General features: G+C 72.2%; 16 protein-coding genes. 5 read left to right on the plus strand and 11 right to left on the minus strand.

The window, feature by feature from the left end:
- Positions 1-7 precede the first annotated feature (7 nt).
- From ACQPZX_RS13720 to ACQPZX_RS13740, 5 genes are read right to left on the minus strand one after another with little or no spacing between them, the layout of a single operon-like run.
- Positions 8-1,783 carry an ABC transporter ATP-binding protein gene (locus ACQPZX_RS13720; protein ID WP_433379573.1) on the minus strand — a complete coding sequence of 592 codons (1,776 nt, stop codon included), beginning with the start codon at positions 1,781-1,783 and terminating at the stop codon, positions 8-10.
- Positions 1,780-3,438: an ABC transporter ATP-binding protein gene (locus tag ACQPZX_RS13725; RefSeq protein ID WP_433379576.1), complete on the minus strand. Its 1,659-nt coding sequence runs from the start codon at positions 3,436-3,438 to the stop codon at positions 1,780-1,782. Before ACQPZX_RS13725 ends, ACQPZX_RS13720 begins: the two co-directional genes overlap by 4 nt.
- Positions 3,435-4,259 (minus strand): ABC transporter ATP-binding protein, encoded by an 825-nt coding sequence (locus ACQPZX_RS13730; protein ID WP_433379579.1) that lies wholly within the window; start codon positions 4,257-4,259, stop codon positions 3,435-3,437. The genes ACQPZX_RS13725 and ACQPZX_RS13730 overlap by 4 nt, the downstream gene beginning before the upstream one ends.
- Positions 4,256-5,329: a FecCD family ABC transporter permease gene (locus ACQPZX_RS13735; protein ID WP_433379582.1), complete on the minus strand. Its 1,074-nt coding sequence runs from the start codon at positions 5,327-5,329 to the stop codon at positions 4,256-4,258. The genes ACQPZX_RS13730 and ACQPZX_RS13735 overlap by 4 nt, the downstream gene beginning before the upstream one ends.
- Positions 5,326-6,363, minus strand: a complete 1,038-nt coding sequence (locus ACQPZX_RS13740) for a FecCD family ABC transporter permease (protein ID WP_433379585.1) — start codon at positions 6,361-6,363, stop codon at positions 5,326-5,328. Before ACQPZX_RS13740 ends, ACQPZX_RS13735 begins: the two co-directional genes overlap by 4 nt.
- A 99-nt stretch (positions 6,364-6,462) precedes the next feature.
- Between ACQPZX_RS13740 and ACQPZX_RS13745 the strand changes: the two genes are divergently transcribed.
- Positions 6,463-7,515, plus strand: a complete 1,053-nt coding sequence (locus ACQPZX_RS13745) for an ABC transporter substrate-binding protein (protein ID WP_433379588.1) — start codon at positions 6,463-6,465, stop codon at positions 7,513-7,515.
- A gap of 61 nt (positions 7,516-7,576) precedes the next feature.
- Positions 7,577-8,620 (plus strand): DNA polymerase IV, encoded by a 1,044-nt coding sequence (locus ACQPZX_RS13750; RefSeq protein ID WP_433379591.1) that lies wholly within the window; start codon positions 7,577-7,579, stop codon positions 8,618-8,620.
- Between the two features lies 1 nt (position 8,621).
- On the opposite strand, the gene ACQPZX_RS13755 is transcribed toward ACQPZX_RS13750, so the two are convergent.
- Positions 8,622-9,383 (minus strand): helix-turn-helix domain-containing protein, encoded by a 762-nt coding sequence (locus ACQPZX_RS13755; protein ID WP_433379594.1) that lies wholly within the window; start codon positions 9,381-9,383, stop codon positions 8,622-8,624.
- Positions 9,384-9,387: 4 nt separating this feature from the next.
- Positions 9,388-9,942, minus strand: a complete 555-nt coding sequence (locus ACQPZX_RS13760) for a carboxymuconolactone decarboxylase family protein (protein ID WP_433379597.1) — start codon at positions 9,940-9,942, stop codon at positions 9,388-9,390.
- A 68-nt stretch (positions 9,943-10,010) separates the two neighbouring features.
- On the opposite strand from ACQPZX_RS13760, the gene ACQPZX_RS13765 reads away from it, so the two are divergent.
- The 3 genes from ACQPZX_RS13765 (at position 10,011) to ACQPZX_RS13775 (ending at position 11,762) form a co-directional block, all read left to right on the plus strand.
- Positions 10,011-10,790: an LLM class F420-dependent oxidoreductase gene (locus ACQPZX_RS13765; RefSeq protein ID WP_433379600.1), complete on the plus strand. Its 780-nt coding sequence runs from the start codon at positions 10,011-10,013 to the stop codon at positions 10,788-10,790.
- 106 nt (positions 10,791-10,896) lie between these two features.
- Entirely contained in the window at positions 10,897-11,181 is a 285-nt protein-coding gene (locus tag ACQPZX_RS13770) for a hypothetical protein (protein ID WP_433379603.1), read from the plus strand.
- Positions 11,178-11,762 carry a carboxymuconolactone decarboxylase family protein gene (locus ACQPZX_RS13775; protein ID WP_433379606.1) on the plus strand — a complete coding sequence of 195 codons (585 nt, stop codon included), beginning with the start codon at positions 11,178-11,180 and terminating at the stop codon, positions 11,760-11,762. The genes ACQPZX_RS13770 and ACQPZX_RS13775 overlap by 4 nt, the downstream gene beginning before the upstream one ends.
- A gap of 44 nt (positions 11,763-11,806) precedes the next feature.
- Here ACQPZX_RS13775 and ACQPZX_RS13780 read toward each other — a convergent pair whose 3' ends face one another.
- The 4 genes from ACQPZX_RS13780 to ACQPZX_RS13795 form a co-directional block, all read right to left on the minus strand.
- On the minus strand, positions 11,807-12,418 hold the full coding sequence (locus ACQPZX_RS13780) for a transposase (RefSeq protein ID WP_433385222.1): 612 nt from the start codon (positions 12,416-12,418) through the stop codon (positions 11,807-11,809).
- Entirely contained in the window at positions 12,343-12,813 is a 471-nt protein-coding gene (locus tag ACQPZX_RS13785; protein ID WP_433379609.1) for a winged helix-turn-helix domain-containing protein, read from the minus strand. The genes ACQPZX_RS13780 and ACQPZX_RS13785 overlap by 76 nt, the downstream gene beginning before the upstream one ends.
- Before the next feature lie 164 nt (positions 12,814-12,977).
- A complete protein-coding gene (locus ACQPZX_RS13790; RefSeq protein WP_433379612.1) occupies positions 12,978-13,628 on the minus strand; it encodes a phosphonatase-like hydrolase in 651 nt (216 codons plus the stop codon).
- Positions 13,625-14,401, minus strand: a complete 777-nt coding sequence (locus tag ACQPZX_RS13795) for a GntR family transcriptional regulator (protein WP_433379615.1) — start codon at positions 14,399-14,401, stop codon at positions 13,625-13,627. The genes ACQPZX_RS13790 and ACQPZX_RS13795 overlap by 4 nt, the downstream gene beginning before the upstream one ends.
- Positions 14,402-14,473: the final 72 nt, after the last annotated feature.

A 14,473-nucleotide genomic window follows, 5' to 3' on the forward strand; every position in this document is an offset into this window, starting at 1 on the left:
AGCGCGCTCACGCCTGGGCGCGCTGGTCCGACCAGGCCTGCCAGAGCACCGCGTACGGCCCGTCCCGCAGGATCAGATCCTCGTGGGCCCCGATCTCGACGACCCGCCCGGCCTCCATCATGACGACCCGGTCGGCGGCCACCGCCTGGGTGAGCCGGTGCGCGACGATCAGCGCCGTGCGGCCCTCCAGCGCGGCCGTGGCGGCCCGTTCGAGCAGCCGGGCGCCCGCGCTGCCCGCCTCGGCCGTCGCCTCGTCCAGGATCGCGACGGGCGGGTCGGCGAGGATCAGCCGGGCGAACGCCAGTTGCTGAGCCTGAGCCGCGGTCAACACGTGGCCGCCCGAGCCGACCTCGGTGTCCAGGCCGTCCGGGAGCTGCTCGACCCAGCCCAGCGCGTCCACCTTGGCCAGCGCCGCCCGCACATCCTCCTCGGAGGCGCCGGCCCGGGCCAGGCTCAGGTCGTCGCCGAGCGGCCCGGCGAACACGTGCACCTCCTGGGTGATCAGCGCGACCTCGCCCGCGGGCACCTCGACCCGGCCCGCCGTGGGCTGATGCACCCCGGCGATCATCTTGGCGAGGGTGGTCTTGCCGGCGCCGCTCGAGCCGACCACCGCAACACGCTCACCCCGCGCGATCCGCAGATCGACATCGGCCAGCACCGGGCGTCCGGCGACATAGGAGTAGCCCAGGTCGCGAACGACAACGGCATCCGCACCCTCGGCGACGGCAGCCAACCCCTCGACGGCAGTCGCCCCCTCGGAGACGGCGGGGTCCGCGAGGCCGGTCGGGACGGCGGGGTCCGCCAGGTCCGCGACGCCGACCAGGCGGTTCAGGCCGGATGCGGCCGCCTGCGCGTCGTCGGCCAGCGCCAGCGCGGTGTTGATCGGCGAGAAGAGCCCGTGGAAGTAGAGCGCCGCGGCGGTGGCCGTGCCGATCGAGACCACGTCGCCGCGCACGAGGAAGAAGCCGGTGGCCAGCACGGCGGCGAGGCCGGCGAACTCGGCTACGTGCAGGCGCGCGTAGAAGCGGGTCTGCAACGCCACCCCGCGCAGCAACAGGTCGACCGCCTGCTCGGACTTCGCGCCGACCCGGTCCCGGTGCTCGGGAGCGAGCCTGAAAGCGCGGATGGTCGGGGCGCCGTCGATCGTGGCGAGCAGGTGGTGCTGCTGGTCGGCGACCGCGATCCGCTGCCGGGCGTAGAGCGGCACGGCCCGCCGGGCGTACCACCGGACCGTGTAGGCCTGCACCGGCACCGCGATCAGCGCGGCCACCAGGAAGCGCCAGTCCAGCAGGGCCATCCCGGCCAGGGTGAGGACGATCGTGAGCATCGCCCGGACGAACTCGGGCAGCGCGCTGCGGGCCGCCTCGGCGATCACCGTGACGTCGTTGGTGACCCGCGAGGTGAGGTCGCCGGCGCCGGCCCGCTCGACCTGTTCCAGCGGCAGCCGCAGGGCGGATTCGACGAAGCGCTCGCGGAGCCCGGCCAGCATGGTCTCGCCGACCTGGGCGAGCAGCGCGAAGCCGATCCCGGCCAGCGCCGCCTCGCCGATCGCCCCGGCGATCAGCCCCGTGCCGGCGAGCAGGAAGTCGGCCGTGTCGCCTCCGGAGGTGGCCAGGTCGACGATGTGGCCGAGCAGCGGCGGGGTGACCAGGCCGGCGATCGTGCCCGCGATCAGCAGCAGCATCGCCCCGGCCAGGCGGCGCCGGAGCGGCCGGACGAGGACCTTCAGCTGGGCGCGGGTCCGCCGCCCGCTGGCGATCGGCAGCAGTGCGGCAGTGCTCATGCTAGGACGGTCTCCCGGTATTCGGCGTCGCCGGCGACGAGCCCCGCGTGGGTGCCGTCGGTGTGGACCTTGCCGTCGCGCACCACGATCACCCGGTCGGTGACCGCGAGCAGCGCCGGGCTCGTGGTGATCAGCACGGTGGTGCGGCCCGCGCGCATCGTGCGCAGCCGGCCGGCGATCCGGGCCTCGGTGACCGCGTCCACCGCGGTGGTCGGGTCGTGCACGACCAGCACCGGCGGCTCCCCGGCGAGCGCGCGGGCCAGCGCGATCCGCTGCCGCTGGCCGCCGCTGAGCGAGCGCGCCCGGTCGTCGAGCATCGTGTCGAGGCCGTCCGGCAGGGTGCGGGCCACCTCGTCGGCGCCGGCCGCGGTCACCGCCGCGTCGACCGTGCGCGCGTCGGCCCGGCCGCCGAGGGAGACCGCGTCGCGCACGGTGCCGTCGAAGATGTCGGTGTGGTGCTCGGTGGCCAGCAGCGCCGCCCGCAGCGGTTCCGGGGCCAGCGCGGTCAATGCCAGGCCGTCCAGCTCGATGCGACCGTCGGCGGGGTCGTAGGCGCGGCCCAGCAGGCGAACCAGGTCGGCGGCGTCGGCCGGGTCGCTCGCCACGATGCCGACCAGTTCACCGGGCGCGACGTCGAGGTCGATACCGCCCCGGATGCCGCGGAGCGTGAGCTCACCCCGTACGGGATGGATTGGCTCTTGATCTCCGCCCGCGACCGCCTCGGGTGAGTCGAGGACGGCCTGCACCCGCCGGGCCGAAGCCCGGCCCTGCGCCCAGTCGGCGCCTACCCAGGCGAATGTCGACATCGGATTGACCAGGAACTGGGCCAGTCCGAGCGTGGAGATCAGCTGGCCGACGGTCAGATCGCCGCGGACCGCGAGGAGACCGCCGACGACCGCGACCACGGCGAGGAACGCGCCGCTGAGCGTCAGCACCACGCCCTGATAGGCGGCCTCGGCCCGGGCCGCCCGCACGGTCGCGGTCAGCGCGCTGCGGCTGCGCTGCCGGTAGCGGCCCACCGCGGCGTCCTCGGCCCGCAGTCCTTTGAGGACCCGCAGGCCGGCGACCAGATCGGCGGCGATGCCCGAGGCGTGCGCGCCGTGCTCCTGCTCGGCCTCGCTGCGCTCCTCGAGCGGCTCGCCGACCTTGCGGGTCAGCCACAGCAGGGGCGGGGTGCCCAGCAGGACCAGCAGGCCGAGCGGGATCGAGATGTTCAGCAGCAGGACCGCCGCGAAGATCAGGCCGAAGCCCGCGGCGATCGCGTAAGTGACCGCGACCGCCACCGCGCCGACCCGGGCGGCGTCGCTGGTCGCGATCGACACCAGGGCGCCGGGCAGCCGGTCGGTCTCGGCGCCGCCACGCTCGTGCAGCACCCGGCCGGTGATCCGCATCCGCAGCTCGTGCGCGGCCCGCTCGGAGGCGCGCTCGCCGAACCGGGCGCCCCAGCGGTAGCTGTAGCTGAGCGTCACGTAGACCGCGGCCAGCACGCCGAGCCAGAGCACCAGCGCGTCCACGCCGCCGTCGATCGCCTGGTCGATGATCACACCGATCAGGAACGGGACCGCGGCCTCCCCGGCCTGATGCCCGGTGACCATCGCGGTCCCGAGGATCAGATCGCGGCGCTGCCCCCGCAACGCTTCCCGGAGCACCTTCACGCGGACACCTTGGCGGACCCCGCCCGGCGGCGCTCCCGGCTGGCCGGCACGACCATCGGGGTGCCGGTCTCCGGGTCGTCCATCACCCGGCAGGGCATCGCGAAGACCCGCTCGACCAGCTCCGCGGTCATCACCTCGCCCGGCGCGCCCTGGGCCAGCACCTCGCCGTCCTTCATCACGATCAGCTCGGTGGCGTACCGGCAGGCGTGGTTCAGGTCGTGCAGCACCGCGACGATGGTGCGGCCCTGCTCGTGCAGCTCGGCGCAGAGGTCCAGCACCTCGAACTGGTGGGACAGGTCGAGGAACGTGGTCGGCTCGTCGAGCAGCAGGATCGGGGTCTGCTGGGCCAGCGCCATCGCCAGCCACACCCGTTGCCGCTGCCCGCCGGAGAGCTCGTCGACGAACCGGTCGGCCAGGTCGGTCACCTCGGTCTGCCGCATCGCGCCGGCCACCGCCGCCTCGTCCTCCGGCGACCACTGCCGCAGCAGCTTCTGGTGGGCGAACCGGCCGCGGGCGACCAGCTCCTCCACCACGATCCCGCCCGGCACCACCGGCGACTGCGGCAGCATGCCCAGCTGCTTCGCCACCTGCTTGGACGGGTACGAGGCGATCGCCTGCCCGTCCAGCAGGACCGCGCCGGACTGCGGCTTCAGCACCCGGGCGAGCGATTTCAGCAGCGTGGACTTGCCGCAGGCGTTCGGGCCCACGATGACCGTGAACGAGCCGTCGGTGATCCGCACGTCGAGCTTGTCGACGATCACCCGCTTGTCGTAGGCCAGGGTCAGGGTCTCCGCCTGCAGCCGCGGGTCGTTCGTGCTCATGCCACTCTCCGTCGCTCGTGGATCAGCAGCCAGGTGAGGTAGACGCCGCCGAGCGCGGCGGTGACGTTGCCGACCGGGATGTCCCCGCCCGGCCACGCGTGCTGGGCGAGCCAGTCACTGACGCTCAGCAGCGCCGCGCCCATCAGCGCGCCGGGCAGGATCCCGGCGTGCGGCGAGCGGGTGAGCCGGCTCGCCAGCGGCCCGGCGGCGAGCGCCACGAACGCGATCGGCCCGGCGGCGGCGGTCGCTCCGGCGGCGAGCCCGACCGCGCTCAGGGCCAGGATCGCGCGACTGCGCTCGACCGGAACCCCGTGCAGGACGGCGGTCTCGTCGCCGAGCGCGAGCATGTCGAGGTGCCGGCCGTGGAAGAGCACCAGCGGCAGCAGCACCGCGACGGCGACGCCGACGATAGCGACCTCGCTCCAGCCGCGGCCGTTGGTGCTGCCGATCAGCCAGACCTGCGCGGCGACCGCCTCGTCGAGCCGGGCGCGATAGATCAGGTAGGAGTTGAACGCCTCGAGCAGCGCGGAGACGCCGATGCCCATCAGCACCAGGCGGAACGGCTGCACACCGCGGCGGAACGCGAGCAGGTAGATCGCGACCGCGGTGAGCAGGCAGCCGGCGATCGCCCCGGCCGCGACGGTCAGCCCGCTCGCGTCGAACAGCAGGATCATGATCACCGCGCCGCTCGCCGAGCCCACGGTCAGGCCCACGAAGTCGGGGCTGCCGAGCGGGTTGCGGGTCAGGCCCTGGAAGATCGTGCCGCTGGCCCCGAACGCCGCGCCGACCAGCAGCGTGACCAGCACCCGGGGCAGCCGCAGCTCGTACACGATGAAGTCGGTGCTCGCGTCGCCCCGCCCGATCAGGCTCTTGAGCACGTCGAGCACCGGGATCGGGAAGTCGCCGGAGGTCAGGCTGACCACCGAGATGGTGAGGGCGATCAGCAGCAGGACGGCGCCGACGACGAACGACCGCAGCGGCAGCCGCAGCGAGACACGTCCAGATCTTCCGCGTACGACGATTCGCCGCGCGCCCCCGACGCGGCTCAGCCGCAACCCCGTTGACGTCACAGGGCACTCAGCCGGCGTCGGCGGCACAGCGCGATGAACAGGGGCGCGCCGAGGAACGCGGTCACCACGCCCACCGGCAGCTCGGCGGGGGCCACGGCGACCCGGCCCAGCACGTCGGCGGCGAGCAGCATCGTCGGCCCGAGGACCAGCGCGTAGGCCAGGATCCAGCGGTGGTCGGAGCCGACGAGCAGGCGGGCCGCGTAGGGCACCGCGAGGCCGAGGAACCAGATCGGGCCGGAGGCGGCGGTGGCGGCCCCGCAGAGCAGGGTGATCGCGACCATGCCGAGCGCGCGGATCCGCGCCGGGTGCGCGCCCATCGCGGTGGCCGACTCGTCGCCGAGGCTCAGCGCGTTCAGCTGGCGGCCGAGGGCGAGCGCGAGCAGCACGCCCACCACGATGAACGGCATGAGCTGGGCCACGACCGCGGTTTCCCGATCGCTCAGCGAGCCCACGTCCCAGTGCCGGTAGCGGTCGAAGACCTCGCGCTTGGACACCAGGATGCCCCAGACGATCGCGCCGAGCACCGAGGTGAACGCGACCCCGGCGAGCACTTGCCGCTCGGGCGTCGGGGCGCGGCCGGAGCCGCCGAGAGCGAACACGGTGACCGAGGTGATCCCGGCGCCGGCGAAGGCGAACCAGACGTAGCCGGTGGGAGAGGCGACACCGAGGAACGCGATCGCCAGCACCACCGCTGTGGAGGCGCCGAGGTTGACCCCGAGCAGGCCGGGCTCGGCCAGCGGGTTGCGGGTCAGCGCCTGCATCAGCGTGCCGGCCAGGCCGAGCGCGGCGCCCACGCCGATGCCGAGCACCGTCCGAGGCAGACGCAGCTGGTGCACGATCACCGATTCCGGTGTCCCGTCGTCGTGCCACAGCACGTGCCAGACGGTGGACAGGCCGATGGTGCGGCTGCCGACCGCGATGCTGAGCGCCACGGCGACGCCGAGCAGGGCGACTCCGACGGCGAGCCCGGTCCAGCGGCGCGTGCTGCGTTCGGCAACCTTGCGAGCCGGCGCCTCGCGTACGGCTGCGGTCACCGGTCACCCCTTTGAGGTCGTGCGATTAGGTGAGGCTAACCTACACTGCGGGCTGGGGCCATTCCCTGGCGGCCTCGCTCGACGTAGAAAGGATCAGCCGTGCGGCTAACCCATATCCGGCGGACCCTCGTCGCGACGGCGGCGACCGGGCTCCTGCTCTCCCTCGCGGCCTGCGGCGGGAGCACTGAGGAGCCGGCGGCGTCCGCGGACAGCGGCGCCCCCGCCGCCAGCGCGTTCCCCGTGTCCATCGAGAACAAGTACGGCACCGCGACCGTCAAGGCCGAGCCTAAGCGGATCGTCGTGGTCGGCCTGGTCGAGCAGGACGCGCTGCTCTCGCTGGGTGTGGTGCCGGTGGCGACCTCCGAGTGGTTCGGCGAGAAGCCGGGCGCCATTTGGCCGTGGGCCGAGGCCGCCCTCGGCAGCAACCCCAAGCCGCAGGTGCTCACGCAGACCGACGGCATCCCGGTGGAGAAGGTCGCGGCGCTGCGGCCGGACCTGATCGTCGGCATGTACTCCGGCCTGACCAAGGACGAGTACGACAAGCTGTCGAAGCTCGCCCCGGTGATCGCCCAGCCGAAGGGCCAGGTCGACTACGGTGTCTCCTGGCAGGAGGTCACCAAGACGGTCGGCAAGGCGGTCGGCAAGGCCGAGCAGGCCGACAAGGTCGTCGCCGACGTCGAAGCGAAGATCGCGGCGGTCAAGGCCGCGAACCCGAAGTTCAACGGCGCGACCGGCCTGATGGCCACCACGTACGAGGGCTACTACGTCTACGGCCCCGAGGACCCGCGCGGGCGCTTCCTCACCGATCTCGGCTTCAAGCTGCCGGACGGCCTGGCCGAGGTGACCGGCAAGGAGTTCGGCGCGAACCTGAGCAAGGAGCGCACCGACCTGCTCGACACCGACGTGCTGATCTGGCTGGTCGACAAGTACGACACCGACAAGGCGAAGGTGCAGGCCGACCCGCTGTACGCGAAGCTCAAGGTGAAGACCGAGGGCCGCGACATCTACCTGGAGAACGAGGAACTGGTCGGCGCGGCCACCTCGTTCATCACCCCGCTGAGCCTGCCGTTCCTGCTGGAGAAGCTGACCCCGCTGCTGCAGGCCGCGGTCGACGGCGACCCGGCCACCGCGGTGGGCCGCCCGGCCGCCTGACCCCGGCGCCGTCACGGCCGGTCCGCACCTCGCGCGGGCCGGCCGTGACGATACTGGTCCGGTGACCGGAGTTTGGCTGTTGCACGTCGACCTCGACCAGTTCTTCGCCTCGGTCGAGGTGCTGCGCCGTCCCGAGTTGCGCGGCAAGCCGGTGATCGTGGGCGGCGCCGGCGATCCGGCTCAGGCGCGGGCGGTCGTCGCGACCGCCTCCCGGGAGGCGCGGGAGTTCGGCGTGCACTCCGGGATGCCGATCCGGCTCGCCGCCCGCAAATGCCCCGACGCGGTGTTCCTGCCGACGGACATGCCCGCCTACGAGGCGGCGTCGGCCCAGGTGATGGCCACCTTGCGGTCTTTTCCCGTACGCCTGGAGGTGTGGGGCCTCGACGAGGCGTTCGTCGGCGGTGACATCGGCGATCCCGAGCGCCTGGCTGCGGAGCTCAGGGCGGCGATCCTCGGCGAGGCCGGCCTCACCTGCGCGATCGGGATCGGCCGCAACAAGAACCAGGCGAAGATCGCGGCGCGCTTCGCCAAGAAGGACCCGTCCGGCATCGCCACCTTGACGGACGAGACATGGATGCCGGTGATGGGCGGCCGGCCGGTCGGCGATCTGTGGGGTGTCGGCCCCAAGACGGTCAAGAAGCTCGACGAGCTCGGCCTCACGACGGTCGCCGAGCTCGCCGCGGCCCGCCTCGAGACCCTGACGCCGCGCTTCCCGCCACGGGCCGCCAAATGGTTGATCGTCGTCGCCCGCGGCGGCGGCGAGACCGAGGTGGTGACCGAGCCGTGGGTCGCCCGGTCGCGCAGCAAGGAGGTCACCTTCGACCGCGATCTGACCGAGCGCGCCGAGATCGAGGAGCAGCTCACTCTTCTGGCTCGGGCGCTCTGCGCGGAGGTGGTCGCGGCCGGCCGGCAGGTGATCCGGGTCGGCGTGAAGGTGCGGACCGCGTCGTTCTTCACCCAGACCCGCGAGGCGAAGCTGCGCGAGGGCCCGACTATCGATCCCAACGTGGTCGCCGACGCCGCGCTGACGGTGCTCGGCAAGTTCGAGCTGAAGCGCCCGGTGCGGCTGCTCGGCGTACGAGCGGATCTTCGGTTGGACGACTGACTCAGGCAGCGCTGGGGAAGAAGCATTCGATGCGCAGCTCCTGCAGGGTCACGTCCTGCGGCGTGCCGAGCGTGGTCACGCTGGAGAAATAGTCGAACTGCCGGCCGTCGCGGGCGAACCGGACCGGCACGATGGGCAGCTGAGGCGTCGTCGGGTCGGTGTCGGCGACCGAGGCGGGGACGCCGGGGTAGGCGAGCACCTCGTCCAGGATCCGCTGGGCGCGCTCGTCGGTGACCCCGCCCAGCGCCTCCCGGCGTACGCGTCGGACCAGGGCGTGCGCCACCTCCGGCCAGTTCGTGACGTGCGGCCGTACGCCATCGGGGTGGAACATCAGCCGGAGCACGTTCGCCGGACCGGGGACCGGCTCGTGGCCCTCGAGCAGGAAACCGAAGAACCGGTCGGCGGCCGCGTTGGTGTGCCGGATGTTCCAGTCGCGGTCCATCACCACGGCCGGATGCGGCTCCTGCTGCCTCAGGATGGCCTCGATCGCGCCCTGCACGGCGGCCAGCGCCGGCGCGTCGAGCGTGGACTCCTGGTACTCGGGGGCGAAGCCGGCGGCGAGCAGCAGCGTGTTGCGCTCGCGCAGCGGCACGCCGAGAACCTCGCTGAGCCGCAGCACCATGGCCCGGCTGGGCCGGGCCCGGCCGGTCTCGATGAAGCACAGGTGCCGGATGGACACCGCGGCCTCGGCGGCGAGCCCGAGTTGGCTCAGCCGCCGAGCCTTGCGCCACCGCTGGACCAGGGCGCCGACGTCGCCGCTCATACGGTCAGTATCCGTCGTGCCAAGCCTGGGCCCGGAACTGCGGCTCCAGCGGCGGATCGGCGAGGTTGCCGGTGTAGTTGGCCATCGTCGAGATCGCCAGCCCGGTGAGCACGTCGAGGAGCCGCAGCTCGTCGAAGCCGGCGGCCGTGAACGTCTTGACGTCGGCCTCGTCGAGGTGGCCGCGCTTGTCGATGAGCGCGCGCGTCGTGGCGGACAGGGCGGCGAGCCGCGGATCGCCCGGGAGCTCGCCGCGGCGGATGGCTTCGACCGCGGATTCCGGGGCGCCGTGGGCGAGCGCCAGCGTGGAGTGGAAGGCCACCGCCCAGGCGCAGCGGTTGGCGACCGCGTTGGACAGCAGCAGCACCTGCCGCTCGGCGTCGGTGAAGGCGGTGCCGCCGAACTGCCCGAACGCGGCGACGAAGGTGCTGATCAGGGACGGCGAGCCGGCCATCGTGGCGGCAAGGTTGGGAACGAGGCCGAGCGCGGCGTTCAGCTTCTCCAGCGCCAGCCGGGAACCCTCGGGCGCCGTCTCGACGGTGTGCATCGGGTATGTCGTCATGCCGGAAACACTGGCCGGTTCGCCGAGCCGAACCAATTCCCCGGCAGGTAAACGCCTACGCTGTGATCATGACTTCCCGGCCCGTCCGCATCGGCGTCCAGCTCCAGCCGCAGCATGCCGAGTACCGCAGCATCCGGCGTGCCGTCGCCGAGGCCGAAGAGCTCGGCACGGACATCCTGTTCAACTGGGACCATTTCTTCCCGCTGTCGGGCGACCCCGACGGCCTGCATTACGAGTGCTGGACGATGCTCGCCGCCTGGGCCGAGCAGACGTCGCGCGTGGAGATCGGCGCCTTGGTCACGTGCAACAGCTACCGCAATCCCGACCTGCTCGCCGACATGGCGCGCACCATCGACCGGATCGGCGACGGCCGGCTGATCCTCGGCATCGGTTCCGGCTGGGCCGAGCGGGACTACCAGGAGTACGGGTACGAGTTCGGGACCGCCGGGAGCCGCCTCGACGACCTCGCCGAGGCGCTGCCGCGGATCGAGGCGCGTCTGGGCAGGCTGAACCCGCCGCCGACCCGGAAGATCCCGGTGCTGATCGGTGGCGGGGGCGAGAAGAAGACGCTGCGCCTGGTGGCCAAGCACGCCGACATCTGGCACAGCTTCGGCGACGCCGAGACGATCGCGCGCAAGACCGGGATCCTCCGGCAGCATTGCTCGGCGGTCGGCCGCGACGCCGCTGAGATCGAGGTGTCGGCGGCGGTGTACGGCAAACCGTCCGACACCGGCCCGGCCCTGCTGGCCCAGGGCGTCACGCTGTTCACCGTGGAGGCGGACGGCCCCGACTACGACCTCGCCGAGCTGCGCGAGTGGCTTGCCTGGCGGGACACGATCAACGGCTGATCGTGTCGTGTTCCGGGGTTCCCCGATCGTCTTCTTCATAGAGAGCTATGGAGGCGGTGGCGCTATGTCGGAAATGGGCAAGAAACGGGAGCTGTACCGAGCCCTGGTGGATCGAGTCCTGAAGGGCGAGGGCCGGGCGCCCGCCCCCTTGCGGGAGCAGGCCTTCCGCAACGAGGGCGGGCCGGGGCCGGTGGGCGTGCTGATCGGCAAGGTCGCCGCGACGCCCGTACGGGTCGCCGATGACGACTTCGCGGCGGCGACGATGTCCGGCCTCAGCGATGACCAGCTGTTCGAGCTGGTGATCTGCGCCGCGGTCGGCCGGTCCGCACGGCTGTACGACGCCGGCTTGGCCGCCCTGGCCGAAGCCGCCGCCGACGGAACGGCCGCATGATGCGCCCGGACGTCCTCAACCACGGGTACCGTCCGGCCACCAAGCTGTTGTTCAAGCTGATCCGGATGTTCTCCGGGCATCCGGTGCCGGACGCCGCGAAGCTGGTCTTCTACCGTCCGGATTTCTACGGCGCCCGGGCGAAGGCGTTCACCCACGCGGCAATGCGCGGACCCTCGGCGTGGTCAGTGGCCGATCGCGAGCTGATGGCGGCCTACATCTCGCAGGTGAACGGGTCCGCTTTCTGCATCGGCGCACACACTGCCACCGCCCGGCGCGCCTACCAGGACGGACCGCTGGTCGCCGCGGTGCTGGCCGATCTCGAATCGGCACCCATCGGCGAGCCGTTGCGGGCGACGCTTCGGATGCTCGGCAAGCTGACCGCGGACGGAACCGTAAGCGCCGACGACATGCGGCGCGTCCTGGCCGCCGGCGCAACCACCCGACAGGTCGAGGACGCGCTAGCGGTGTGCGCCGCCTTCGACATCACCGGCCGGCTCGCCGACGCCTTCGCCTTCGAGGTGCTCAGCCGTGAGGGCTTCGAGGCGGGAGCCAAGTACCTGCTCAAGCGGGGCTACAGCTGATGCCTGTCGGCCGCCCTCCAGCGACATCTAGAGACCTTTCGGCGTCAGGGTCTGGCCGGTGTTGGTGGGGATAGACCGGTTCCGGTGAGGTAGCCGTCGATCAGATGGGTGCGGTGTTGCATGCGTTTGAGGCGGTTCTTCACGGCGATGGCCAGACTGCCGGCGGTGCGGGCGGGCAGGTTGGCCAGGCTGCGTTTGAGTCCTGACCAGGCTTTCTCGATGGGGTTGAGTTCGGGCGCGTAGGCGGGTAGCCGGTAGACGCGTAGCCAGGGCCGGGCCGCGATCAGCGCCCGCATGCGGGCTGACCGGTGCGCGGACAGGCCGTCCCAGACGAGCACGATCGGCGCCTGCAACTGCCGGTGTGCGGCGTCGAGCAGCCGGGCGAAGTCGCGTTCCCGAAAGCCTTTCGGCTCGCCTTTACGGCCCCGGCCGGAGGTTTTGGTGCGGTAGATCAGCCTCGATCGGTGGCCGGGCCGGTAACAGACCAGTCCGGCCACCGAGACTCGGGCGTTGCCGGTCGCGGTGACGTGCGCGATCGGGGTGACGCCCTTGGGCGCCCAGGTGGCGGCTTTGTGCGGTTTTAGCGTCTGGCCGCACTCGTCGGCGAAACAGATCCAGGCGGCCCGTCGTGCGGCGACTCTTTTACCGCCGGCCACTGGTAGCGGCGCCAATGCGCGATCGCAGCCTCGTCCCGCTCGATCGCCCGGTACGACGGCAACTGGCTGGTCCAGCCGAGCCGCCGCATCGCTTCCCACGCCGTGGTGACCCCGACCCGCACGTCGAACATCGACGCGATCAACGCCACGATCCGGACCAAAGTCCACCGCTGATCCTCGCCGTAACCGGCCGCAGCCGGCCCCTGCTCCAGCCGGGCCTTCAACTGGGCCAACTGCTCATCCGACAGCTTCGGACCCGGCCCGCACGGACCCCGCGACGCCAACGCGCCGGTACCGCCGGCCACCCAGGCCCGTCGCCACTGATACGCCGATTTCGTCGACACCTCGAGCAGCCCGGCGACCTCGACCGCCGACCTGCCCTGCCCGAACAACACCGCCGCTCGCTGCCGAACCCGCTCTCGCCGTCCCCGTTCCGCCTGGTCAACGCCACCGCCATCGCCATACCGCATGCGATCAGCAGACCCCGAAACCGCCCGTCGGCACGATCACCCACAAGCGTCACAGTGGATCAGACAGAGACCCTCAATCCGAAAGGTCTCTAGAACAGCTCCGGAATCTCGACGACGCCCGGGAGGACGTGGGTGGGGCCGGCGTCGGCCAGGGATTCCTGCGAGACCTCGCCGGTGAGCACCGCGACGACCAGAGCCGCGCCGGCGTTCCGGCCCGCCTCTACGTCGCGGACGGTGTCGCCGGCGACGAGGACGCGGCGTACGTCCTGGACGCCGGTCGCCTCCATGGCGTGGAAGGTCATGTAGGGAGCGGGGCGGCCGGCGGCCACGTCGTCGATGCAGACGACCGCGTCCAGCGTCGCCGGGCCCCAGCCGATCGAGGCGAGCAGCGATGCGGTGGTCTCGCGGTCGAAGCCCGTGGAGAGGGCCACCTTGACGCCGGCCGCCCGCAGGGCGGCGATCAGCTCGGTGACGCCGGGGAACGGAACGGGCGGACTTTCCTGGTACGCCGTGGCCAGCCGCTTGCGGAAGTCGGCGAACGCCTCGTCCACCACGGCATCGCTCGCGTCGGTCAGCAGCGCCTGGATCGCCGCGCGCTTGCTCGCGCCCATCCACGCCTCGATCTCGGCGGGGGAGGGGTCGCCCCCGGCCGCGCGCACGGTGTCGGCCAGCACGCGGTACACCGTGCCGCCCTCGTTCACCGTGGTTCCGGCTACGTCGAACACGACCAGCTCGATCATGGGATGGACCTTTCCGGGCGGGGGCGTACGGAGGTGTGCCAGGTGCGCCCGAACAGCGGGCGGCCCTCGGGGGCGTTGTCGATGGTGAAGGTGACCCGGTCGGGGCGGTACCGGTCGTCGGAGTACTCGAAGGCCTCGCCGCCGCTGGTGTACGCGATGCGCACCTCGCGCAGCAGGGGAGCGCCCACGGCAACGCCGAGCAGCTTGTGATCGTTCTCGTCGGCCTGCACCGCGTCGATGGTGTGCCGGGCCACGCCTATCCGCAGGCCCTTGCCGATCAGGTGCTCGTAGATCGAGCCGCTGTCCGGGTCGTGCTCGAACAGCAGCGAGCCCCAGGCCCGGACGAACGTCGTGCGCTCGACCATGACCGGCTCGCCGGCGAGCGAGCGCTGGCGCAGCAGCTGGACCACCGGCTCGCCGGCCTCGATGTCGAGGTGGTCGGCGATGTCCTGGTCGGCGCGCCGCCGGGCGATCTCCACAGTGTTCTGCCCCGGGGGCAGGCCGAGCATGTGGGCCCAGCGGGAGAACGACACGAACGAGTCGAACGGCTGCGCGACCTCGCGGCGCAGCACGGTCGGCGACTTGCCCCGGCCGCCGGAGATGAGCCCCTCGGCGCGCAGTGAGGCGAGGGCCTGGCGGACCGGCCCGCGGGAGCCGCGCCACTGCAGGCACAGCTCGGACTCGGACGGGACCGGCGCGCCGACCGCGAGCTCGCCGGACAGGATCCGGGCCCGGAGGTCGGCCGCCACGCGTTCGTGCAGCGGTGCTTCCACGGAAGATGACAATACATGTGGCCGGCGCTGCCGGAACAGGGTAGATCTCCAGCAAATAGGCCCGTTTTAACG

This window comes from Actinoplanes sp. CA-142083 (assembly GCF_050942195.1).
In the GTDB taxonomy this organism is placed as follows: domain Bacteria; phylum Actinomycetota; class Actinomycetes; order Mycobacteriales; family Micromonosporaceae; genus Actinoplanes.